Here is a 22,487-nt window from a genome sequence, read left to right on the forward strand (position 1 = left end):
GCGGGCGGGTCGCCGGCCCGCCCGCCAAGGCGCGCGCGGCCGCATGACCAATATCCGCCTCCGTCCCGGTATCGCGCATCGCAGTTTCCGCGACTGCGCGATCATTCTCGATGTCGATCGCGACCGTTACTGGCAAGTGTCGGGGCACGTCGCGCGGCTGCTCGACCGGCTCGCGAGGGGCGAGGCAGGCGCGCTGACGCCCGCCGATCGCGCCTGCCTCGAAAATCTCGGGCTCGTCGAGAGCGCCGGCGGCGATGGCCCGTCGCCTTCCCTCATTTCGCTCCCCGCTCCCGCTGCGAGCGCCATCGAGGAAGAGGTGCCGACCGGGCGCTTCCGGCTCGCCGAGGCGGTCGAAATCGCTTGGCTCGCGGTGGCCGCGCGCCGCCGGGTTCGGCGCCGCTCGCTGCGCTCGGTCCTTGCCGCGATCGACGGGTGGCGCGATGACGAAAGGCGGGATGCATCAGCCGACGCGGCGGCGCTCGCGCGCCGCTTCGCGCGCTATCGCCGTCTCGTGCCGCTCGCTCCGCTCTGCCTCCCCGACGCGATCGCCTTCCTGCGCTTCGCCGCGCGCCGCGGCTGCTTTCCGCGGCTCGTTTTCGGGGTCGAGGCGTGGCCGTTCGCCGCGCACTGCTGGGCGCAAGCCGACGATATCGTGCTGACCGACGCGCTGCATCACGCGCGCTCCTTTGCGCCGATCCTGGTCCTGTGAACCCGCCGGTCTTCCTCGCGATCTACGATCCGCGGCAGTCGGACGCTGCGGCAGCCTGGCGGCAGCGCGCCCGGCACCGAACGGCCCTCGTTCCAATTATCGACACGGCGGCGCTCGCCATCTTCGTGTCGCCCGGCACCGCCTGGCTTCCGCTGGCGCCGACGGGCGCGGTCATCGGCAAGCTTTTCGGGTCGGGGAGCGCGACGCGGGTCGAAGAGCTCCCCAGCGCGCCGCTCGACGCGCACGGCACGAACGGCACGAACGGCATGTTCGCCGAACGCTATTGGGGCGATTATGTCGCGATCGCGGGCGATGCGGGCGGCGCCCGGCTGGCCACTTTTCGCGCACCCTCGGGCGGCGTCCATGTATTTCGCACGCGGGTCGGCGAAGTCCTGTTCCTCGCTTCGCATGTCGAACTCCTCCGCGACCTCGAAATCGTCGCGCCGGCGATCGACTGGGAATTCGTGGCGCACCACCTTGCCTTTTCGCACCTGCACGGGCGCGCGACGGGGATCGCCGGGATCTCCGAGGTCTTGCCGGGCGAGATGGTGATCGACACGGGCGCCGAAAACAAACGGCACGTCCTTTGGTCGCCCTGGTCCTTCACCACCCCCGAACGGCGCCTCGATGATCGCGAAGAAGCGGCGCGGCAGGTGCATTACGCCGTCGGCCGCGCCGTCTCCGGGCTGGTCGAGCCCGGCGCGCGGGTCGCGCTCGAACTTTCGGGCGGGCTCGATTCGTCGATCGTCGCGGCAGCGCTTGTCTCGGCGGGCCGCTCGGCGGTCGGCATCAACCTGATGACCCCGGGCGGCGACGGCGATGAACGGAGCTATGCGCGGGCCGTCAGCAAGAAGACCGGGATCCGGCTGATCGAGGCGCCGATCGCGGGCGACATCGACTTGACCGAAGTCGAGCCGCGCCTCGAAGCGCGCCCGGGAATGCTCGCCATGCTTCGCCTCGCCGATCGCAGCATCGCCGCGATCGGCGCCGCGGAGAGGGTGAGCGCATTCGTCAATGGTACCGGCGGCGACTGTGTTTTCTGCTCGCTGGGATCGTCGGCGCCGGCGGCAGACCGGTTCCGCGCGCACGGCCTCGGCGCCGGCCTCGCGCGAACGATCGCCGATGTCGCGCGCGTTCATGACAGCCATATCTGGAAGGTGGCACGCATGACGATGCGCCGGGTGCGGCGCGCCCGCGCGTCGCCGGCCTGGCCGCGCGGCAGCCTTTTCCTCGCCGAGCATCGCCTACCCCGCGCTCCGGCGTCCCATCCCTGGCTCGACGAACCGCCGGGCACGCTCGACGGATCGCGCGCGCATGTCCACGCGATCCTCGCCTCCTATGCCCACCTCGACGGCTATGGTCGGCACATTGTCGCGCCCTCGCTCTTTCCGCTGCTCGCGCAGCCGGTCGTCGAAGCCTGCCTCTCGATCCCGAGCTGGCTGTGGGTCGCGGGCGGCCGCGACCGGGCGGTCGCGCGCGCGGCGTTTCGGCGCGAGCTGCCGGCGATCGTCGCCGAGCGGCGCTCGAAAGGGGCAATGGATGCCTTCTGCGCACGCACCTTCGAGACCAACCGCGCGCGGCTGCGCCCCTTCCTGCTCGACGGACTGATCGCCAGCGCGGGCCTGCTCGACCGTGACGCGATCGACACCTATCTCGCCCGCCCCTTCGCCAACCGCGACCGCGATTTCTACCGGCTGCTGCCGATCATCGACACCGAGCTATGGGCGCGCGCGCTCCTCGCCAGTGGGCGCTGAGCGCGCCGCCTTCATCGCCTGCCAGCGGCGATATTGCTCGGCCTTGGCGGGTTCGGGATCGACATGGTCCTGGAGCCAGAAGCGAAACCAGTCGAGATTGCGTTCATAGACCGCGAACTTGTGGCGCGGCTGGTATTTGAGATGCGTTTCCTCGGGAAAGGCCCAGAGCTCGACCGGCTTTCCTTCCTGTGCCAACCGCGCCGCGAGTTCGACGTTGAAGCGAAACTCGCGTTCGGGAAGCTGCATCAGCAGGGGCGCACGGATCCTCTCGGTCGCAAAAACGGGGGAAAGCCGCTTCCAGCGTTCAGGATCGTCCTCGGGTCGCCCGATACCCCAAACCTGCTTTAGAACGGGTGGGATCGGGCTGTCCGGAAGCGCGTTGAACCAATAATAGGTTGGCGACAGCAGGGTGTTGGCGATCGCGATCGCCGCGAGCATCTCGCTGTTCAGCGCGATCCACATCGTGGTCTCGCCGCCGAAACTGACCCCGCCCATTCCGACGCGCGCGCGATCGACGATCCCCTCGCCCGCGAGCCGGTCGATCGCCGCGGCGACGCCCTCCTGCCCGACGCGATATTGTTCGACCTGGTCGCCGAGCCCCGGCGACGTCGGGACACGGTTGATGCAGAGGACCGCGATTCCCGCCGCGGCGAGCTGGCGCAGCGGATATTCGTCGCCGACCCCGCCGCGCAAATATCCGTCACAATAATAATAGGTCACGAACAGCGGCAGATCGCGTTGCTTTCCCGTCGGCAGCAGCAACTGGCCGGTGAAGGCCTGGCCCGATGACCCCGTCCACTGCATCGGCGCAAACCGCAGCGTGCCGGGTCGCACGAGCGAGCGGTTCGGATCGGCGAGCGTCGTCATGCCCCCCGTCTCGAAATCGAGCCGGACAAGGCGCGGCGGGTCGTTCGCCCGGGCGGCGATGCAATAGGCCGCGCTATCGGTGATGGTGCAGCCGCGTTCGTCGCGCCCGCCGTTCCAGCGGCCGCCCGGCTCGCCGATCTGTCGCACGTCGCCGCTCGCAGGTTTCCACAGGCGGAGCGACTGCCCCGCCGCGGCATCGGTGGTGACGAAGATGATGCCGTCGCGCTGGCCTTGCCAGGCAATCTTGCCGATGCGCAGCCGGCAAGCGGGCCGATCGCAGGCGATCGACCTCCCGCCGGGTCGGCGCACCGCGAGGCGCGAAACCATGCCGTCGGCGACCACAAACGCATCGCCGCGCCGGTCGCCCGATTTCGCTTCCGCGGTCACCGCGCGCGCCTCCCCGACGCCAGGCGGAGGCGCCGGATCGGCGACGAGCTCCGCCTCCCGCGCGCTGGCCTCGCGCACGTCGCGCCTCGCAAGGTCGAGCCTGCGGAAGCGCGACGGCGTACCGGCGAGCAGGGTGCCGAAGCTGAACCAGCGACCCGACAACCGGTCGCTCGCCTTGCGTCCCGCGATCAACGCCCCCCGATAAAGCGGCCGCGCGGGATCGACCGTCGCGTCGATCAACACGCCTTCGTCATATTCGCGCTGCTCGGCCTCCTCGACCGCCGCGCGCGTCGCCCCGACGGCGTAGACGATCGTCCCCGGCGCCGGGCCGAGCGCGAACCGCCGGACATTGGCGGCGTCGCGGGTTAGCGCCTCACTTTTCGAACCGTCGGCCGCGGCGCGCCATAGCTGCACCTCGCCCCCTGCCACCTTGCGGAACAGAATGGCGCGCCCGTCGCGCGTCCAGACGGGCGGCTCGGATGCCAGCTCGCCGTCGCGCCGTTCGCCCTCGCCGGCGTCGGCGATCCAGCGCGGCGACGCCGAGCCGTCGGCCGGCACGACATACCAGCCCAGCGCGAAATCGTTTGTAGCGACCGACGCACGCTCGATGCGGAAGGCGAGCTGCCCACCGTCGGGCGAGACCGCGATGCTCGACATGTCGGCAAGCTCGATGATCTCGCGCAGCGACGGCCCGGCCTCGATTGCCCTGGTCGCGAGCGAGGCCGGATCGATCTGCCCGATATCGTCCCTTCCCTCGCCGATCGGCGCGGCGACGAGGAGGCTGATCGCGGGAAGCAGGCCGCCTACCATGTCTTCACCAGCTGCAGCGCGACGAGGCGGCCGACCGGGCTCGCATTGTCGGGGTCGTATCCCGACGCCGAGAAGATATTGGCGTTCTCGACATAGGGCGGTTCGCGATCGAAGAGGTTCGACACGCTGAGCGCGAGCCGCGTACCCGGCAGGATTTTGCCGAGATCGCGGCCGATCTGGACGTCGACGGTGGTCCAGCTCGATACTTGGGCTGCGGGTATGACCGCGGTGTTGCGGTAATCGTTCACATAGTTGACGAAAGCGGCGAGATTCCAAGGGCCGTTCGACAGGTTGAAGCGTCCGCGCAGCCGCAGGTCGACGGGGTTGCCGGTCGTCGCGACGACATCCTCGGTTGGCGCGGTCGGGGTGATCCGCTGGCGCTGGCGGAAAATCCATGCCCCGCTGACGCCTGCCGCGATGTCGGTCGTCCCCGCGGTGAAGGCGTAACCGAGATCGAAATCGAGCCCGTTCATGTGCACCGAGGAGAGGTTGAGCGTTCGCCCGTCGACGATCGCGCCGATCGCGCCTGCCGGGATGCCGAAGGGATTGCGGAAATTCTCGTCGCCATAATAGCGCGCGAGAAGGTCGGCGGGCGGAGCGTCGGTGATCAGCGATCCATAGAGGTCGCGATTGCTCAGAAACGACATATAGTCGGTGCCGAGATTGGCGATCCGGTTGCGATAGCGGATATCGAAATAGCCGATGTCGAGCCTGAGTCCCGGCAACGCCGGCGGCGCATAGACCGCGCCGAGCGTCCAGGTATCGGCCTTTTCGGGGCCGACGTCGGGGTTCGAGCCGATCAGCGCGAGGACGTTGGTCGTGCCTGTCGGCGAGGCGGGATCGGGAACCGGCAGCGGGATATAAGTGGCGGTCCCGCGCCCGGTGCGGATATCGGCAAAGCCCGGCGCGCGGAACGAGGTGCCCCAGCTGCCGCGCAGCGCAAGGCCTCCGCCGATCTTCCAGGTCGCGCCGATCTTGGGATTGGCGGTGGTGCCGAAGTCGCTGTAGCGCTCGAGCCGCCCTGCTAGCGAAAGGTCGAGCGCCTCGACCAGCGGTATCGCCTGGCCCGCGCCGACGAGCGGGAGCGACAGCTCGGCATAAGCGGCCGTCATCCGCCGCGCGATCGGGAATCCCGCCGACCCGCCATCGACCGGCTCGGGCGAAAAGTCGAAGGTGACCGAACGCGCGTTATAGCGCTCCGAGCGGATTTCGCCACCGATCGCGAGGCGCGCGGGTCCGCCGGGCAGCGCGAACAGCGGTCCATCGAGCTTGAGAGCAGCTGCCCGGACGCGCGACGTCCCGTTGTTTTCCCGAAAGCCCCGGACGCGCTTGATCGTCGCGCGCGGCGTGTGGGATCCGTCGCCGAACAAATTATAGGCGGTCGCCGGGTCGGGGTCGGCAAGCGCCTGCGCGAGACGAACATAGTTGGGGATATTGACCGACCGGTCGCGTTCGCGCTGGATCGCGTAGGAACCGCGCAGTTCGGCGCGCCAGCGCCCGAACCGCGCCTCGAGGCCGGCGTTGGCGCTCCACGCCCGGACGCGGACGCGCCGCGTCTGCGGCCCGAGGTCATCGGTGAAGTCATAGTTGACGACGACCGGCTGGCCCGTCCCGATCGGATCGACATAAAAGGGGTTGCTGACGGGAACGACGATATTGCCATAATTATCGGGGGTGGTGCGCACGTCGCCGTCGCGCACCGCGTAAAAGCCTTGCGCGCTAAAGCTCAGCCAGGGCGTAAGCTCCTGCGTCAGCGAGCCAAAGGCGGCGTGGCGCTCCTGGCGCGGCAAGATGTCGCTGTTCGCGCGCCCGTCGGCGAGATTGGACTGCCCCGCGAGTAGCTGGCCTGGCGTGAGACCGGACCCATCCTGCCCGCGCGGGATCCCGTAGACCGAGCCGTCCGTGGCCAGGATCGTCCCGGGGTTGGAGAAATTCTTGCGGTAATCGGGGCTGCCAAACGGGCGCAGGTCCTCGGTGACATAATCGCGGTCCGACGCCGCGAGATTACCGCGCCGGTAAAATTCATAGCCGAGCACCAGTTTGCCGCTCGACCATCCGGCACCGGCGAGCTGGCTGACCTGCCACTCCTTGAAACCGTCCGCCGCGCCGAAGCGCGCGCGCGTCTCCGCCCCTTCGAAGTCGTTGCGAAGGCGGACATTCACGACCCCGGCGACGGCGTCGGACCCGTAGATCGCCGACGCGCCGTCGGCGAGGATCTCGACGCGGTCGATCGCCGAGGCCGGGATCAGCGACAGGTCGACGAACATGCCCGATACGCCGCCAAGCGCGACGCGATTGCCGTCGATCAAGGTCAGCGTCGAGGTCGCGCCGAGCCCGCGCAGGTTGACGCTCGACCCATAGCCGAGATTGGCGTTGCTGTTGCCCCGGATCGTGAAGCCGATCGTCCCCTCGTTGGGACCACCGCCGAAATTCTGCGGCAGCGCCTGGATGAGCTGCTGCGTCGTCGCATAGCCACTGCGCTCGATATCGTCGCGGTCAATCGTCACCACGCGCGCGCCGGCAGGCGGCGCGCCGCGGATGCGGCTGCCCGTGACGACGATGTCCGCGTCGGCGACCGGCATGCTGCCATCGGCTTCGGTCGCCTGCACGCGGCGGATCGCCACGCCCCGCCCGGCAGGCACGGCAGTGAGGCCGCTGCCGCGCAGGAGCTGCGCGACCGCTTCCTCGAAGCTGTAGCTGCCTCCGATCGCGGGCGCATTCCGGCCTGCCACGAGCTCGGATGACGCGCTAACATTGCGCCCGAATTGCGCCGCGATCGCCCGCAGCGACGCGCCGAGCGGCTGCTCGGGCAAGCGCACGACCTGCCGCGCATCCTGGCTCGCAATCGCCGGGGCCGGCGCCAGCACCGCTGCCGAGCCCATCAAGAAAAGCAGTAAATCCCCGTTTCGCATCATCGTCTCCCGATCGAGCGGGCACCTTTTGTGCCCCCTTCGACCCCCGAGACGCCGATCCGCGAATTAACCCTGTGACTTTTTCATTGCGCGCCCGCTTCGCCCCTGACCGGCGCCTTCAATGGGCGCGCGCGCAGCACGAGGCTTCCATCCTTCGCGGGTTCGACCGCGAGCCCGAAGCTCGCGGCGAGCGCATCGGCGAACCCTTGTGGATCGTCGCGCCGGAACGCCCCCGATACGCGCAGCGCGGCAAGCCCCTCGCCTTCGAGCCGCACCGCCCGGCCGCTGCCGCGATTGAAAGCGGCGACCGCCTCGGCGATCGGCTCCGCGTCGAAGCTGATCATCGGCTCGGCCCAGGCGAGGCTCGCCGCGGACGCGCGCGCGGGCGTACCCACGGCGCCCGACCGAACCAACAATTCTTCGCCCGGGGCAAGAAAGCGCGCCGCGCCCTTGGCTGGCGCGCCGGTCGTCCGTCCGCGCACCTCGACCGACCCCTCGATCAGGGTGACGCGGACGGTACCCGCCTCGATCCCGACGTCGAAGACCGTCCCGTGCGCGACGACGCGGCTCGCGCCGCTATCGACGAAAAAGGGCCGCGCGGCGTCGTGCGCCACGTCGAAGCGCGCGCGCCCGCGTACGAGCAGGAACCGCCGTTCGTCGACGGTGCTGAGATCACGAAGTTCGGTGCCGCGATCGAGCGTCACCCGCGAGCCATCGGCGAGCCGGGCGTTGGTGACGAAATCTCCCGCGGCGAGCGGCGTCGACGCGACCGGCTCGTCCCCGGGCGTTCCCAGCCATCCCATCTGCTGCGCGAGCAGGCTGGCCGAAAGCAAGGTCAGCGCGGCGATGCCGGCCGCCAGCAGCGCGGCGGGCGGCGTCCTGCGGCGGGCCCGCGACAGGTCGCGGTTCCGCCCGACCGGACGGTTCGCGAGGAAACGGCTATCCTCCCAGCTTGCCTCGATCCGGGCATAGGCATCGGCGTTGGCGGCATTTTGCCGCCAATCCTCGAACGCGGCGCGCTCGGCGTCGGCGTCCGGGCCGCGCATCACGGCAAACCATTCTGCAGCACTGCGCGTGCTTCCGCCCGGCGCTCCCCGGTCGGTCATATAGTCTCGCCCGATCGGGCCAGGTGAGCGATAGCGCGCGTCATGTGCATTTCGACCGTCTTGATGCTGAGGCCCGTCCGGGCGGCGATTTCGGCATAGCTATAACCGTCGAGCCGGTGCGCGAGGAATATTTCGCGGGTGCGCGGCTTGAGACGGAGCAAGGCCTTCTCGATGCGCCGCAACCGGTCCCGCGCCTCGAGCGCCGCCAATTGGTCGGCAGAGCGTAGCGCGACCTCGTCGTCGCCGAGGTGAAGCGTCGCCGAGCGTCGCGCGTCCTGCCGCGCATCGTCGCGCAGCATGTTGTCGGCGGCGCGGCGCAGATAGGCCGCGGGCGCGACGATCCGCTGCTGCTCGCGCTCAGCCAGGCCGGCAAGTCGGCAAAAGACCCGCTGCACGATGTCGTGGGCGCGTTCGCCCTGCACCCGGCGGCGAATGAAGCGGACGAGACCGTCATGGTGCGCGCGGTAAAGCGTCTCGATGCAGACGCCGCGCGATCGCGGGCGCGCGTCGTCGGGCGGCAGCGGGTCGGCTTCGGCGACCGTCGCATGGTCGGGTACGGATTTCAGGTGCACCGCGGCACCCCGCGAGACCAGGTGTCCAGCGCGCGTCGACCGCACGCCGCGCGTACGATCGGAAAGCCCAGGGCCATGGGCTGTTCTCCGGCAGGGAGGCCAGCCGGCAATGCCGGTTGTCAGACGCCCGCCCGGAACATGCGCTGCCGCCTTTAACCGCCTGCGCGGCCTGGACATTCGCGGCTGCGGCCCGGAAACTAGATGCTCCGGCCCAATTTCCCGTATGCGCGGCAATCTTGCCTCGCGCGACCTGGATAACAGGCGCGCTTGATCAGCATAAATCTCCGCAGCGACAATGCAAGCCGCGCCGGAAACGAAGATACCGGGTGACGGAAACATGCTTGAGCATGTGCCGAAGCCTTTAGCGCCGATAGGGCCTGGACATTCGCTTCGGCCACCCGGTCATTCAAGGTGTTCGAATCACGACTTTTCTGCAAGCTCGATTGACTGTCCTGAACATTCGCGCGCGGCGGTAGGTTCGACGTTCAGCATCAAGCGCGTGCCCGCCGCCCGGCGGCATCCAAAATTCGCCTCGTCATGGCGAAGTCTCGACGATACACCCGCGATGTCGTGCGCCGGTACCGACGAACGCGAAGCGATGGTATCCGGGGGTCACTATCGCTCAGGCAGGCCCATGATCTGCCGCAGCCGCCGCCGCCGTGAAATGTCTATCAGCGCCCGGAACGTAACGAAGCCGTGCGCTAGATTGGCGTCCGGCATGCTCAAGGACGAGGTCAGGTCTTCGAGCCATCCCGCGAAAATGACGGAGGGAATATTTTCGATTCGCCCGATTAATCTCGATGACGGCGTGAAAATATCGCGGTCGAAGAAAATACCGATCCATTGCGACATCGCGCCTTGGTCGACGATGAGATCGACCGGCAGGGCAGCCTCACCGCTGACAAGCGCAAGGAGCCGCTTGACCACGTCGGGACATGGCAATGCCTCGGCACAAAGGAGGGAAAGTCGATCGCGCGGACACTTGGCGACAAAGGGGCAATTTTCCACGACGGGCTGGTTGGTCATTTCACGCTCGTCCGCTGTGACCGAAGATAGTCGTGGCGATCTCGTTGCCGTCGATCGGGAGGGGACACGCGCCCCTCCCGATCTCCCCGCTTACAACTTGTACGAAAGGTTGACGCCGAACGTCTGCGGAGCCCCGTACTGGTAGGTCCAGCCGATACTCGTGAAGAGCGCCTGCGTGCGATAGAGATTATCAAACAGGTTTTTTCCGAATACCGACACCCGAAAATGATCGCCGAGATCGACGCCAATCTCGGCGTTGCCCAGGAAATATCCACCCTCGATTGCCTCGGCCGGATTGCGAACAATGTCGAACGCAACGCGGCTCTGATAGACACCCGTCAGGGTGATATCGGCACGGTGTTGGTCGGAAAGCGCCCAGCCATATTTGATCGAACCGTTGAGCGTCAGCTTTGGCGCATTGGGAAGCCGGCTTCCTTCTGCCACGCCAGGAACGATCGACTTGGTGATTTTCGTGTCGACGAAACCGATCCCGCCACGCAGGTCCAGGCCGAGGGCCGGGCGCCAGCGAATATCGCCCTCGAGGCCGCGAACACGCGCATTGCCGACATTGGCGATGCCGAACAGCGTGCCGAGCGGGGAATCGAAAAGAGGGCCGTAAAATTGGGCGTCCTTATACTCATAGCTAAACGCCGCGGCGTTGACCTGGAGGTTGGAGAGAACCCGGCTTTTGATACCGACTTCATAAGCTGTGACCGTCTCGTCATCGAATGGCTGAATAGCCGCTGGGTCGAACGTCAACTGTCCTTGGAAACCGCCCGATTTCACGCCGCGGCTTATGGTTCCGTATATCAAGGTGTCATCTGCCGGCTTGTAATTCAGGCCAATTTTTCCAGAGACCCGCGACGTGGTGAATGTGCTGCTCGCGGGAGGAAAGGCGTTGGCGTACGCGCCATTGGCGCCGAAGAAGGTGGTGACGTTATCGAAGTCCTTGCTCTCGTGGGTGTAACGCAGGCCCGCGATTACGGTCAGCTGCGGCAGGAATGTCCACTCGCCATGAACGAAGCCCGCATAGGCCTCTGTTTTTTGACGATACGTGTTGCCCAAGGTGTCCCCAAAGTTCGGGAACAAGTCCGAAATCAGGTAGGAGTCGCGGGCGCTGACCTTGTCATGCGAATAATAGACGCCACCGATCAGCGTCAGCTCGTCGCTTGAGTAGGACAGCCGGAGTTCCTGCGTCTCCTGATTGATCGTATTGGCAAAGGTGCTGTCGAGTTGGCGAAGGCCCGTGCCATCTTGATCGGCCACGTTGACGCGCCGGAAATGCTCATAAGCCGAGATCGACGTCAGCGTCAGGCTGTCGTCGAGGTTCCAATCCATGGTGAGGGAAATACCGATCGACTTGTTGTCAAGGTGGGGATCATTGGCAGAGCCCGCGGTACGCGGCTGGCCGAGGTACGGATCGTCCTCGGTCGTCGTCAGATTATCGTCGGCCTTGTACAAGGCTTCGTCGGAACGATCATAGCCGGCATGGGCGCTAAGACGCGCGTTGAACGCCTGTGAAGGCGTCCACTCCAACTGCAGCCGTGCGGCGGTTCGGTCGATCTTGCCGTTGCGCTTGCCTGTCACGTAATTCGTCTGCCAGCCCGAATCCTGCTGATCCGTCACGAAGGCAAATCGCCCGTTCAAGGTCGAAGTGAGTTCACCGCCGACGGCGCCGTTGACGTGCCAGCTATCGTAGCTGCCATAACCGATTTCGAAATCGGCGCTCGGCGTCGCCGAGGGCCGCCGACTGATAACGTTGATTGCGCCGGCGGTCGTATTGCGGCCGTAAAGGTCGCCCTGCGGTCCCTTGAGCACCTCGACCCGGTCGACGTCGAACAGACCGAACGAGAGCATCGCCGGCGAGACCAGGTACACATTGTCCACGTAGACGCCGGCCGCGGGATTGTTGTTCGAAGCATAGTCATTGAGACCGATGCCGCGGATCGAGATGTTCGGGACGCTGTTACCAAGCGTATTCTTGATGTTGACGTTCGTGGTCAGGCTCGTGAGGTCGGTGACCTGTTTGACCCCACCGGATGCCAGCTCGGCACCCGTGAGCACGTTCATTCCGATCCCGACATCGTTGCCGCGCTGCTCGCGGCGCTGCGCGGTCACGACGATGTCGCCGATATCGGTGCTGTCCGCCGCAGAGATCTGGGGCTGCGCAGTTGTCGCCCCTTCCCCGCTCGCCGATTGGGCGGCCGCCCCGACCGGCCAAAGCATTACCGCGCTCGCCATCAACGTGCAGCGCGTCCTGATTCTGAAATTGCTCATGAAAGCCCCCTCCTCTTATCGTTACAGGAAACTTGGAATATCGAAGCCGATGATGGTCTTGGCGCGCGGAACCGAGTAGGTCCGCTTGCTATGCCGAAGGCCGCTCTTGGCGATGGCTTCCGCGACGCACACCGTTGCCGGGATCGGGTCGATGACAGGCACGTCGTGTCCCGCGGCTAAAAGATGCTGTTCGATGGCCGCCGCGCAACCGAGGAACCCGGTACAGCCGAGAACGATCACGTCGGCACCATCGCGTTCGATGGCGTCCTGGGCCTTCTTTGCCAGCGCTTGCTGCACCTCGGCCAACCGTTGCTCGAGTTCGAGCACGGGAATGTCCACGACGAGGACCGAGGCCAGTTTTTCGTAAACGCCGTAGACCTTGGCCGCATTCACCAGCATCGGTCTGACCGACTCCAGCACCGTCACGATGCTGAACTTCTGTCCCAACATGGCGGCCAGGTGCATCGAGGTTTCACCGGGACCGAGGACCGGGATGCGAACGACTTCGCGCGCGGGTTTCAGCCCCGGATCACCCATGCAATCGATGATGATCGCGTCTGCCCCATTACGTTCGGCTTCTATGGCCCGCACGATCGTGTCGGGCACGGCCAGGGCCTCGTCATATTCGGACTCGATTGACGGGGGGCCGCGGTCCAGGAATGAATGCGTGAACGAAAGAGTGGGACTCGCCAGATGGGCGATCTCGTCGAGGTTACGAATGTCACGGGTGGTAACCGGGGTAATGAGGTGGATCGTCGTCATCGTCGTTTCACCTTTCCTGTTGCTAGGGGTTCGTCTCACGGCTGCGGTTCGCTACGAAAACCTGTCTCGAAAGGAGGCTGGGTAACAAGTCTGGCGATAGGGAGAGCATACCCCCTGCCTAGTAGAAACGGATTGTCAGCTTTGGTTTGTGACTACCAACTCTAGTAGCGCCCAGGATTTTATATTCCGCGACTCCATGCTACGGAGTCGAGCGACGTCGACTTGCAACTAGAGGTCGGCGCCACGCGACGTCGAGCAACGGGAGCAACGCGATGGTTGTCGGTCAAACCGGAAATGCCGATATTCGATCGTTGGCGCTCGCCGAGCGGCTGCTAGCCTCTTCCAACGTCGTAATCGTCTGCGCGCCTCCCGGATTCGGAAAATCCGCCCTGCTGCGCTCGGCCGAAGAATTGGCGCACCGCGAGGGTCGTGGCCGTGTCCAGCGCTTCGATGTTACCAGCCACCGCGCGGATCCACGGGCCGCCGCAGGTGCTCTTCTCGGTGCGGGCACCGGCGACATTATCATCGTAGACAGTTTGAGGGGCGCGGATGTGGGAATGCTGTCGGAGGCGCTCAACGTCCGCTTCCCTGCTCCCGACGCGCCGCAGGCCTGGATCGCGCTGCATCACCTGAAGCAGCTTACGCTGGCCCGCCTCACGGTCGATGGGACGGCGCAGATCGTAGATTGGCGCAACCTGAGAATGCTCGATGCGGAGGTTCGTTCGCGGACAGACCGTATTCCCCCTCGATTTCGCAAACGCGTCATCGACCTCGCTCGAAACTGGCCTGCGGCTTGCACTCTCTTGTGCCGGTGGGCGGAACAGGCCTTGCCCGAAGAGTCCGATTGGGAGACGACGGCCATCCTCGCGGCCTCTGGTCTCGACGAATATATCGAACAGGAGGTCGTGCCCGTGCTGACGCGCGAGGAACTGGAAACCCTCATCCATGCCAGCATTGCGGAAACGATCGAAGTTGAGCCTGAGAAGCGCGGAATTGCGAGATCGCACGCGCTACAGGCCATCACGAGGACCAGCGTCAAAATTGCTGGTCTGATCGAGCGACACGGGAACCAGTTGTCGCTCCATCCCATTTTACGCCAATGGCTCGCCGCGCAGTTCGAGGCCCTCCCGCAAGCGAACCAAGTCGAATCGCTGGCCCGCGCCGCGGAGGAGTTCGCGGCCCGCGGCGATCTTGTCGTAGCCGCGCGGCTGTATCGAAGCGCTGGCCTCGAAGCAGAAATCGAACGCGCGGTCGTCGATCGCGGGTCACTGCTGATCTGGATGACGCACGGGTTTCCCGCCATTCGCGAAGTCGTCGAGCAGGCCGGAGATACGATCGTCGCCCGATCGCCTATCCTCCAGCTCATGCGCTGCATCGTGCTGATGAAGGCGGGCCGGATCACCGAAGCGCAGGAAACATTCGATGCCCTGGACGCGAGCAACCTACCGCAAACGCCTGACTTCGAGCGTGATCGCGAAGTCGTGCGGGTGACGTTACTCGTCTATGGCTGCGGCCTGCAAAGGGAGGCCGACCTCGAACGCTTTCGCTCGATCGTGGCGAGGGGCGCCGACGAACCCGATTGGAAATCGCTTCTATCGACGCTGTCCTGCATTCTCCACGCGCAACGCGCACAGTTCGATGCCGCCCTTGCAAATCTCATCGATGCGCGCGTCCACGCGCGCAGCGCGGACTCGCGGTACAACCTGCTGTTTCTTTCGCTCCACGAGGCAAACATTCTCTTGGCCCAAGGAGATCTCAAGAAAGCGCGCGGCGCACTTGGCGACGCGCGCAAACGCTGGCGGCAGGAGTTCGCGAACGACCGAGGCGCTGAGACCGTGATGTCCGCACTCATGGCATCTTTGGAATATGAACTCGGGCAGCTAACGAGCGCGCGCGGTTCCGTCCGCAAGTCCGCGTATCGAATGCCCGACTCCGAAGCGTGGTTCGACATTTATGCCGCGGCCTATGAGCCGATGGCGCGGATTATCGCCGCCGATCATGGGCTCGGTCCGGCGCAAGAGGCCTTGGCCGACCAGCGACGCAAATTGGCCGCACAGGGGCTACCGCGCGTAGCAGCCATGCTGCAAAATCTCGCGATCGTGCTGGCCGGGGAACAATGGATCCGGGATGGCACCGGTGGGAACGATCCTTGGGAACCTCTGGCACCAGTCGATGCCGCCGGTACGTGGCAGGAACAGGAGACGTTCCATCTCGCCAGCGCCTACCTGGCAGCAAGACAAGGTCGTCGGACCGACGCCGAGAACGGACTTCACGATGCATTGAAAACAAGTGATCGGTTAAAGCTGGCGCGGTCGAGCCTCCGCTACCGTATACTCCTCGCGACCCTTCTGCTCGATGGCGGTCAGGAAAGTGCCGAAGCCGAGCTGCGAAGGGCGGTGCAGCTTGGGATCCGGCTGGGCGCCCGGCAGGTCTTCCTTCATACGATGAGCCCAGCGTTCGCCCTGGCGTTGGCGAGACTCGCTGCGGAACCAGAGAGCGCCAGCTCGGGCCGAAAGCGGTTCATCGGTGCTCTCCGCGCGCCCAGCAAGATGGTCGCAGGCAGCCAACATGTTCTCCTGTCGACGCGCGAGATCGAGGTTCTCCAGGCACTTAGCGAGGGCGGCAGCGATAAGGTTATCGGTCGGATGCTGGACATGAGCGAACACGGGGTGCGGTTTCACCTCAAGAGCATCTATCGGAAGCTCAATGTGCATGACCGCCTGTCGGCGGTGCACAGGGCAAAGGAACTGCACGCGATCTGAACTACCCGATCGAGTAGTATGAGTAAATCGCTAGCATTATATAACTCCTAAGTAGAACATCCGCCTCCCAAGCATCGCGATTGAACCCCGCCACGTGGAGCGTGCAACCCGGACGCATCCAAGGAGGGGCATGAAAAGCGATGAGAATCGGAGTAGATGTCGGCGGCACGAATACCGATGCGGCCTTGATTTCAGGGCGCAACGTCATCGCCGCGATAAAGCGTCCCACGAGCGCGGACGTCGTGAGCGGCATCATCGACGCGGTGCAAACGCTCATCGACGAAGCGAAAGTCGGTCCCGAAGCGATACGCGCGGTGATGATCGGCACGACGCATTTCACCAATGCGTTCGTCCAACGCCGTAGCCTGGCAAAAGTCCTGGCGATCAGGATCGGCGCACCCGCGTCTCGCGGAATTCCGCCATTTTCTGGGTGGCCCCAAGATGTTCGCGATGCCGTGTTCGGCGACAGCGTGCTGGTCGGTGGGGGATTCAATTTCGACGGGCAGCCGATTGCCCCGTTCGATGCCGAAGAAATAGCGGGCGCCGCCCGGCGCGCGAAAGCCGCCGGCATTACGCAAGTCGCCGTCTCCTGCATCTTCAGCCACATGAACCCCGAACAGGAAGTCCAGGCTGCTGCGATCATTCAAGAGAATGCGCCGGGTCTCGAGGTGTCGCTTTCCTCCGAGCTCGGCCGCGCCGGGATGCTCGAGCGCGAGAACGCCGCTATCATGAACGCGAGCCTTCGCCCACTTGCCGCCATCGTGGCCAAGGCCTTCGGTGATGCCCTCCATCAGCTGAAACTGACCTGTTCTTGGTTTGTCAGCCAGAACGACGGGACGCTGATGAGCGCCGACCAACTTCGCCGACATCCGGTCATGACCTTTGCGGCCGGCCCGACAAATAGCCTGCGAGGCGCCGCCTGGCTGACGGGGCAGACCGACGCGGTCGTGATCGATATCGGCGGGACCACCACCGACGTTGGCGTTCTGGCGAAGGGTTTCCCTCGCCAGTCATCGGTCCATGTCGACGTCGGCGGGGTCCGGACGAATTTTCGCATGCCCGACATTCTGTCGGTGGGCCTCGGCGGCGGTAGCCTCGTCCGCGATCAGGGTGGATCGGTAAGCGTCGGACCGCAATCGGTCGGTTTCGCGCTCCGCGAGAACGCGAAGATATTTGGCGGCGACATTCTCACCGCAAGTGACATCGCGGTCGCATCGGGCTGGGCTGATTTCGGCGACAAGTCGCTGGTCGGCGATCTCGACGACGCGTTGCTGGACTCGTCTCGCGAGGAGATGAAACGGATCATTGCCGACGCTGTGGATCGGATCAAGACGACGCCCGACGCGACGCCCGCTATTCTGGTGGGCGGGGGTAGCATTCTCCTGCGCGACGCACCGCCTGGCGTTTCACAGCTGCATCGCCCGGAACATGCGGGTGTCGCGAATGCTATCGGGGCAGCGATCGGGCAAGTGAGCGGGGAGATCGACCGCCTCTACATGATCGCCACGCCGGCGGACAAAGAGGCGGCGCTTGTCGAAGCCCAGGAATTGGCCACTCAGCGAGTCATCGAAGCTGGCGGGACGAAGGAGGGCGTAGAGATCGTCGATCTAGAGGCGATCCCGGTTCAATATATGTCAGGAGGAGCAACCCGGGTGATCTGTCGGGCGGTTAGCGACTTGGCGGCAACGGAGGCACAGGCATGATTTCGCAAATCGGGCTCGAAGATATCGAAGACCTTGCCGCAGGTTCAACCTTTCTCGGCACAGGGGGCGGTGGAGATCCCTATCTCGGTTCCCTGCTGTGCCACGAAGCGATTACGCAGCATGGGCCCGTGCCCCTTCTCGACCCTGCCAAGCTGGCCGACGACGACGCCGTGTTCGTCGCAGCGGCGATGGGCGCGCCGACGGTGATGATCGAGAAGCTGTTATCCATCGACGACCAAGATCGCGCCGTGCGTGCACTCGAACGTTATCTTGGCCGGACCGCAACCGCCGTGATCGCGCTCGAGATTGGTGGCTGCAATTCAATGATGCCGGTGGCCTATGCCGCAATGCGCGGACTCCCGATTGTCGATGGCGACGGCATGGGACGCGCGTTTCCAAAGCTGCAGATGACCAGCATGAACATCAATGGCATCCGGTGCGCGCCGATGGCGCTGGGAGACGAACATGGTAACGTGGTCATGTTCGAGACCGACGATGGACAGAAAGCGGAAGAGTTGGCCCGCCCCGTCGTGGCGGCGATGGGTGCAGCCGCGTGCCTGTCCTGCTATTCGATGACAGGGGCGCAATCGCGCACTGCGGTCGTTCCGCAGACGCTATCGGGTGCAATCTCGATCGGACGAGCGATCAACGGCAAATCCCACGCCGACCGCGCTCCGGTCGATCGCTTGATCGCGGCCTTGTGCGAATTGCCACTTTACGGCGACGGGCGCTGCGCGTTCGAGGGGAAGATCGTATCGATCGAACGCGATACGCGTGACGGTTGGGTGTTCGGTACCTGCACGGTCAAGGCGCTCGAAGGAAAAAGCGCCGCGTCGATCGATTTCCAAAACGAAAATCTCAGCGTGCGTGTCGACGGGGAATTGCGCTGCATCGTGCCGGATCTCGTAACCATCGTCGACACGGAGTCGGGGCATGCCATTCCTACCGAGCGACTAGCCTATGGTCAGCGCGTTTCGGTGATCGTCTGCGCAGCGCCGGCTCAACTTGTAACGCCGGCGGCACTGGCGGTCGTCGGGCCTGAGGAGTTTGGTCTCGACACCCACTACCAACCCCTCGCCTCGCTCATGGACTAATCCGCGTGGATTCCTGGCAATGGCAAAGTGCTTGCCCAGGACTGCGAAACCGAAACGCCGCGGTGCGATCGGATCGGACCGCACGCGCCGCCAAGGCGGAACGTCGATCGCGGCTGTCGGTTCGATACAAAAGCCCACGCGCAGCTTAGTCCGACCCGCGCTTGTGGGAGATGCCGGGTGACGTGAACATAGGCGCGACACGTGCCATGCCGAGGTTACCGAGGGAAAGCGTCCCCTAGGCCTCCGCCTCTAGGCCAATCGCTACGAGAAGTGGCGGCACCGCGCACAGAACCGAGGTGTCTGTTAGCGTGATGCCGCCGAGATGCCAACCGAACGGGTCGCTGCTCGGCTGGCAAAAGACCGGGGATAGCCCCGCCGACGGGAGCCCTCCGCGTCGCTGAGCGCCTAATAGATTGGCCTTTGCCGTTACGGAAACAAGAGATACAGCGGGCGAGACAAGCTAAACTTTCGTGGCGCTTTGCAACGAGTTAACTGCGCCCCAGTGACCACCGCTTTGCCTTTCATAATGGCGCCTATAGTCGCCTGGGTTTCCTAGCTGGAGCAACGACCCGGCCAAGGGTGAACTCCCCCGCCCGGGAGCAACAAGGCTATGTTGGTCGGAACGACAATTTTAAGCGAGTAGTAAGCAGATGAAGACAAGGCAGATTAGTCGGCGTGCATTGTTTGATCGCGCCTGGTCGAGACCGATGACCACCAATGCAGCCGAACTCTGCACCTCGGCACCAGCGCTCACTGCGTTGGCGCGCCAACTTGGACTACCCCTGCCCCGTGCTGGCCACTGGATGAAAAAGGAGCGAGGCAAGGAAGCGCTCACACCAGAATAACCAGCGGAGCCCACGCTCGACGACAAGTTTTACACAATTCCTGCCTCTCCAAGGGGACGTTCTGTTCGGCCGCCGACAATCCACGTTGCTGACCAAGAGGTGGAGGACGCGCCTGTCGCGAATGACCCTGTGGGCGCTTAGAAAATTGACGTCTGCGCGCATCAGCGCGTTTCGAGCACGCGAAACGCGATCCTGAAAAGCCAATCGGCCGACCGCGTTTCGATCCGGGGCCGGGGGAAGTTCAGGCTCCTGGTGTCACCGAACAGCGGCAAACGCGCGTGCGAGGTTCTTGACCACCTCGTCACGGCCGCCGAAACACAAGGTTGGCGGCTCGAAAGTACCGACCAGGGATATGCGATCATCGCAGATGGCGAGACCGTCGGGTTTATGATCGAAGAGAAGCTCGACCGCGTGCCGCACGTAATCACCGCCGCCGAGCTTAAGGAACAGGCCGAATATGAGCGCAAGCGCGCGCTGGCCGATCGCGGCATAAGCTATCGCCCATGGCGCGCGCGATCGATTCCCGACCATGACTATGTCCCGAGTGGAGACCTCGTTCTGAAGTTCGATCACGATTATGCCGCGGGCGGCACCCGGCGAATCTTCTCGGATGGGAAGCGCCAGCGCCTCGAAAACCTTGTTCCGTCCATGATCGATGCGCTCACACGATGGGCGGCTGCCGTGAAGGCCCGCCGCGAAGAAATCGCGCAACAGAAGAAGGAATGGGCCGAACAGGAAAGGCGGAGAGCGGACCGCGAAAGACAGGTCCGGGTGGAGGGCTACCGAATCACGTTTCTTCAGCGCCAGGTCGAGCGACAAAGAGAGATCGACGGCCTCTCGAGCCTCCTCGTCAACTGGCAAAAGGCAGAAGGTGTCGATCCCAAGTTTGCCGAGCTGGTAGAGTTCGCGCGCCTCTATCAGAATTGGTTGGAGGCCAAGATAGCGCCGACCGCGATTGCCGAGCGCATCGCAGATCTCAAGCTGATGGATGACGACGTCTACATCTATGACGCGAAGCGCCTCGATTGAGTGCGCCTCATGCTGAACGCTGACCGCCGAAATTCGGCTTGAGGACCTTGGCGCCGTCGCGAAGCCGGTCGAGTTCGTCCGACCAGAATTGCATCATCGTAACACGCTCATCCCAATATTCACCCCGAGTGTAAGCACGCCGAACACCGTCATTCTCCATGTGCGCCAGTTGCCGCTCGATGGCGTCGGGATTGAACCGCCCGCTCTCGTTCAGCAGCGTTGCCGCCATGGCGCGAAAGCCGTGGGCGGTCATTTCCTCCGGCCCGAACCCGAGCGCGCGCAGGGCCGCGTTGACCGTGTTTTCCGACATCGGCCGACGATCGGTGCGGAACGAGGGGAAGCAGTAGCGCCCCGTCCCGGTCAACTCCCAGAGTTCTTCGAAGAGGCCGGTAACCTGAGTTGAAAGTGGTACCCGGTGGGCACGCCGCATCTTCATTTTCTCCGCGGGGATGTTCCAGACGGATCGGTCGAAGTCGAACTCGCTCCATTCGGCCTGGCGCAGTTCGCCCGGCCGAACAAATAGGTGCGCCGATAGCCGCAGCCCGAAGAGGGTGATTGCGTGGCCGGTATAGCCTTCGATCGCGCGCATCAACTCGCCGGCGCGGTTCGCGGTCGTAATCGCCGCGAGGTGCTTGGGCTTGGGCACCGTGAGAGCGCCGCGCAGGTCGCTCGTGGGATCACGCTCGGCCCGTGTTGTTGCGACGGCATAGCGGAACACCCGGCCGAGGACGCTGCGCATGCGGCGCGCACTCTCGTATCGGCCGGTCGCTTCGACCGACCGTAAGACGACGAGCACCTCGTGGGCAGTGATTTTGGCGATCGGGCGATCGCCAATTTTTGGATATGCCTTGTCGAGCAGCCAGCGGATCTTGCTCAGCGTGATCTCGGCCATGCCTTCGCGCTCGTTCTTGGCGATCCATTCAAGGGCGACCGATTTGAAGCTGTTGTCCTCTTCGATACGGGCTTTCGCCAAATCGACTTTCCGCTGATGCGCGGGGTCAGTGCCCAAGGCCAGCAAGCGTCGCGCTTCATCGCGCTTCGTCCTCGCATCCGCGAGGCCCAGGTCCGGCCATTGCCCGAGAGACTGTGTCTTCTGCTTGCCGAGCCAGCTGTAATTCAGGCGCCAGAGCTTCGAGCCGTTCGGCTTGACGAAGAGGTACAGCCCTCCGCCGTCGAACATCTTGTAGGGACGCTCGCGGGGTTTCGCGTTCGCAATGGTGGTGGCAAAGAGCGTGCTCATAGGGGTATCGCCTTCTCGAAAAGGCGAAATCGATACCCATCAGGATGCCCTATTTGTTCCCGATTGGTGCCGTATCCGCCCGGATTTGACCGGACGGCTATAGCACAAAAAACGGCGGAAATCTCCCGTTTTTCGGACGTTCTCGGACGCCCCCGGAAGAACAAATGGTGCCCAGAAGAGGAACTGAACTGGGCATCAAAGCGGCGGAAATCCGATGCAATCAACAACGAGATACCGCTGAAACCATCATAGAAACCATCACAAAATTTGGCAAGGGCTGGACGATATCGGAAGCCGATTTTTGGTTGCAAATTCGCTCGCGATCGCAGTCGCAGCTTTTCAAGCTCGCCGGCAGAAAAATCGCCGACCGAGTAATCATTTTATGAGCGTCGAATTCGAGCTGGCAACTTGCTAGCTATTGCGGCCCAGTCCTGTTGACGAGGCCAATAAGGTCGAGACCACGCGTTCGAGTTCGGCCAGTGCGGCAATTGCCCCCATTCCCAAGAACGACCGCGCGCGCCCGGCGCTGGCCAACGGGCCGCCTTGCGCCGATCGCCTCAGAGAGTTGCCGCACATCCGCCAAAGGACGACAAATGGAGGCTTTGAGCGTCGATCATAACGGTCGAGTTCGC

16 protein-coding genes are annotated in these 22,487 nt (G+C 64.5%); 7 read left to right on the forward strand and 9 right to left on the reverse strand.

Annotation, left to right across the window (positions count from 1 at the left end; translation table 11 throughout):
• Positions 1–43 precede the first annotated feature (43 nt).
• Together AC58D2_RS18840 and AC58D2_RS18845 are read left to right on the forward strand one after the other, a co-directional pair.
• Positions 44–709: a lasso peptide biosynthesis B2 protein gene (locus AC58D2_RS18840; RefSeq protein WP_497392625.1), complete on the forward strand. Its 666-nt coding sequence runs from the start codon at positions 44–46 to the stop codon at positions 707–709.
• Positions 706–2,463, forward strand: a complete 1,758-nt coding sequence (locus AC58D2_RS18845; RefSeq protein WP_497392626.1) for an asparagine synthase-related protein — start codon at positions 706–708, stop codon at positions 2,461–2,463. The genes AC58D2_RS18840 and AC58D2_RS18845 overlap by 4 nt, the downstream gene beginning before the upstream one ends.
• Here AC58D2_RS18845 and AC58D2_RS18850 read toward each other — a convergent pair.
• The 7 genes from AC58D2_RS18850 to AC58D2_RS18880 form a co-directional block, all read right to left on the reverse strand.
• Positions 2,428–4,527, reverse strand: a complete 2,100-nt coding sequence (locus AC58D2_RS18850) for an Atxe2 family lasso peptide isopeptidase (RefSeq protein ID WP_497392627.1) — start codon at positions 4,525–4,527, stop codon at positions 2,428–2,430. The two genes, AC58D2_RS18845 and AC58D2_RS18850, sit on opposite strands and share 36 nt — an antisense overlap.
• Positions 4,521–7,409 (reverse strand): TonB-dependent receptor domain-containing protein, encoded by a 2,889-nt coding sequence (locus tag AC58D2_RS18855; protein ID WP_497392628.1) that lies wholly within the window; start codon positions 7,407–7,409, stop codon positions 4,521–4,523. The genes AC58D2_RS18850 and AC58D2_RS18855 overlap by 7 nt, the downstream gene beginning before the upstream one ends.
• 113 nt (positions 7,410–7,522) lie before the next feature.
• Positions 7,523–8,545, reverse strand: a complete 1,023-nt coding sequence (locus AC58D2_RS18860) for a FecR family protein (protein WP_497392629.1) — start codon at positions 8,543–8,545, stop codon at positions 7,523–7,525.
• A complete protein-coding gene (locus AC58D2_RS18865; protein WP_497392630.1) occupies positions 8,542–9,117 on the reverse strand; it encodes an RNA polymerase sigma factor in 576 nt (191 codons plus the stop codon). The genes AC58D2_RS18860 and AC58D2_RS18865 overlap by 4 nt, the downstream gene beginning before the upstream one ends.
• A gap of 615 nt (positions 9,118–9,732) precedes the next feature.
• On the reverse strand, positions 9,733–10,143 hold the full coding sequence (locus AC58D2_RS18870; RefSeq protein WP_497392631.1) for a hypothetical protein: 411 nt from the start codon (positions 10,141–10,143) through the stop codon (positions 9,733–9,735).
• A 90-nt stretch (positions 10,144–10,233) separates the two neighbouring features.
• Positions 10,234–12,420, reverse strand: a complete 2,187-nt coding sequence (locus AC58D2_RS18875; RefSeq protein WP_497392632.1) for a TonB-dependent receptor — start codon at positions 12,418–12,420, stop codon at positions 10,234–10,236.
• 21 nt (positions 12,421–12,441) lie between these two features.
• Complete coding sequence (locus AC58D2_RS18880; RefSeq protein ID WP_497392633.1) at positions 12,442–13,182, reverse strand: aspartate/glutamate racemase family protein; 741 nt, start codon at positions 13,180–13,182, stop codon at positions 12,442–12,444.
• A 272-nt stretch (positions 13,183–13,454) separates the two neighbouring features.
• Here AC58D2_RS18880 and AC58D2_RS18885 point away from each other — a divergent pair, with 272 nt between their 5' ends.
• The 3 genes from AC58D2_RS18885 (at position 13,455) to AC58D2_RS18895 (ending at position 18,741) form a co-directional block, all read left to right on the forward strand.
• Positions 13,455–15,944: a LuxR C-terminal-related transcriptional regulator gene (locus AC58D2_RS18885; RefSeq protein WP_497392634.1), complete on the forward strand. Its 2,490-nt coding sequence runs from the start codon at positions 13,455–13,457 to the stop codon at positions 15,942–15,944.
• A 140-nt stretch (positions 15,945–16,084) separates the two neighbouring features.
• A complete protein-coding gene (locus AC58D2_RS18890; RefSeq protein ID WP_497392635.1) occupies positions 16,085–17,647 on the forward strand; it encodes a hydantoinase/oxoprolinase N-terminal domain-containing protein in 1,563 nt (520 codons plus the stop codon).
• On the forward strand, positions 17,644–18,741 hold the full coding sequence (locus AC58D2_RS18895; protein ID WP_497392636.1) for an S-methyl thiohydantoin desulfurase family protein: 1,098 nt from the start codon (positions 17,644–17,646) through the stop codon (positions 18,739–18,741). Before AC58D2_RS18890 ends, AC58D2_RS18895 begins: the two co-directional genes overlap by 4 nt.
• 1,100 nt (positions 18,742–19,841) lie before the next feature.
• Here AC58D2_RS18895 and AC58D2_RS18900 read toward each other — a convergent pair.
• Positions 19,842–20,159 (reverse strand): hypothetical protein, encoded by a 318-nt coding sequence (locus AC58D2_RS18900; protein WP_497392637.1) that lies wholly within the window; start codon positions 20,157–20,159, stop codon positions 19,842–19,844.
• A 75-nt stretch (positions 20,160–20,234) separates the two neighbouring features.
• Here AC58D2_RS18900 and AC58D2_RS18905 point away from each other — a divergent pair, with 75 nt between their 5' ends.
• The gene (locus AC58D2_RS18905) at positions 20,235–20,615 is read left to right on the forward strand and encodes a hypothetical protein (RefSeq protein ID WP_497392638.1); all 381 of its coding nucleotides are present in this window, start codon (positions 20,235–20,237) and stop codon (positions 20,613–20,615) included.
• Between the two features lie 7 nt (positions 20,616–20,622).
• Here the strand turns inward: AC58D2_RS18905 and AC58D2_RS18910 are convergent, their stop codons facing one another.
• A complete protein-coding gene (locus AC58D2_RS18910; protein ID WP_497392639.1) occupies positions 20,623–21,855 on the reverse strand; it encodes a tyrosine-type recombinase/integrase in 1,233 nt (410 codons plus the stop codon).
• 164 nt (positions 21,856–22,019) lie between these two features.
• Between AC58D2_RS18910 and AC58D2_RS18915 the strand changes: the two genes are divergently transcribed.
• Entirely contained in the window at positions 22,020–22,241 is a 222-nt protein-coding gene (locus AC58D2_RS18915) for a hypothetical protein (protein ID WP_137871680.1), read from the forward strand.
• Positions 22,242–22,487: the final 246 nt, after the last annotated feature.

Source organism: Sphingopyxis sp. CR5 (genome assembly GCF_059693785.1).

Bases quoted from the DNA above. Each gene is read 5' to 3' on its own strand.
- AC58D2_RS18840 (WP_497392625.1), top strand. From the start codon at position 44: ATGACCAATATCCGCCTCCGTCCCGGTATCGCGCATCGCAGTTTCCGC.
- AC58D2_RS18850 (WP_497392627.1), bottom strand. From the start codon at position 4,527: ATGGTAGGCGGCCTGCTTCCCGCGATCAGCCTCCTCGTCGCCGCGCCG.
- AC58D2_RS18855 (WP_497392628.1), bottom strand. From the start codon at position 7,409: ATGGGCTCGGCAGCGGTGCTGGCGCCGGCCCCGGCGATTGCGAGCCAG.
- AC58D2_RS18860 (WP_497392629.1), bottom strand. From the start codon at position 8,545: ATGACCGACCGGGGAGCGCCGGGCGGAAGCACGCGCAGTGCTGCAGAA.
- AC58D2_RS18870 (WP_497392631.1), bottom strand. From the start codon at position 10,143: ATGACCAACCAGCCCGTCGTGGAAAATTGCCCCTTTGTCGCCAAGTGT.
- AC58D2_RS18875 (WP_497392632.1), bottom strand. From the start codon at position 12,420: ATGAGCAATTTCAGAATCAGGACGCGCTGCACGTTGATGGCGAGCGCG.
- AC58D2_RS18880 (WP_497392633.1), bottom strand. From the start codon at position 13,182: ATGACGACGATCCACCTCATTACCCCGGTTACCACCCGTGACATTCGT.
- AC58D2_RS18885 (WP_497392634.1), top strand. From the start codon at position 13,455: ATGGTTGTCGGTCAAACCGGAAATGCCGATATTCGATCGTTGGCGCTC.
- AC58D2_RS18890 (WP_497392635.1), top strand. From the start codon at position 16,085: ATGAGAATCGGAGTAGATGTCGGCGGCACGAATACCGATGCGGCCTTG.
- AC58D2_RS18895 (WP_497392636.1), top strand. From the start codon at position 17,644: ATGATTTCGCAAATCGGGCTCGAAGATATCGAAGACCTTGCCGCAGGT.
- AC58D2_RS18905 (WP_497392638.1), top strand. From the start codon at position 20,235: ATGATCGATGCGCTCACACGATGGGCGGCTGCCGTGAAGGCCCGCCGC.
- AC58D2_RS18910 (WP_497392639.1), bottom strand. From the start codon at position 21,855: ATGAGCACGCTCTTTGCCACCACCATTGCGAACGCGAAACCCCGCGAG.
- AC58D2_RS18915 (WP_137871680.1), top strand. From the start codon at position 22,020: ATGGTGCCCAGAAGAGGAACTGAACTGGGCATCAAAGCGGCGGAAATC.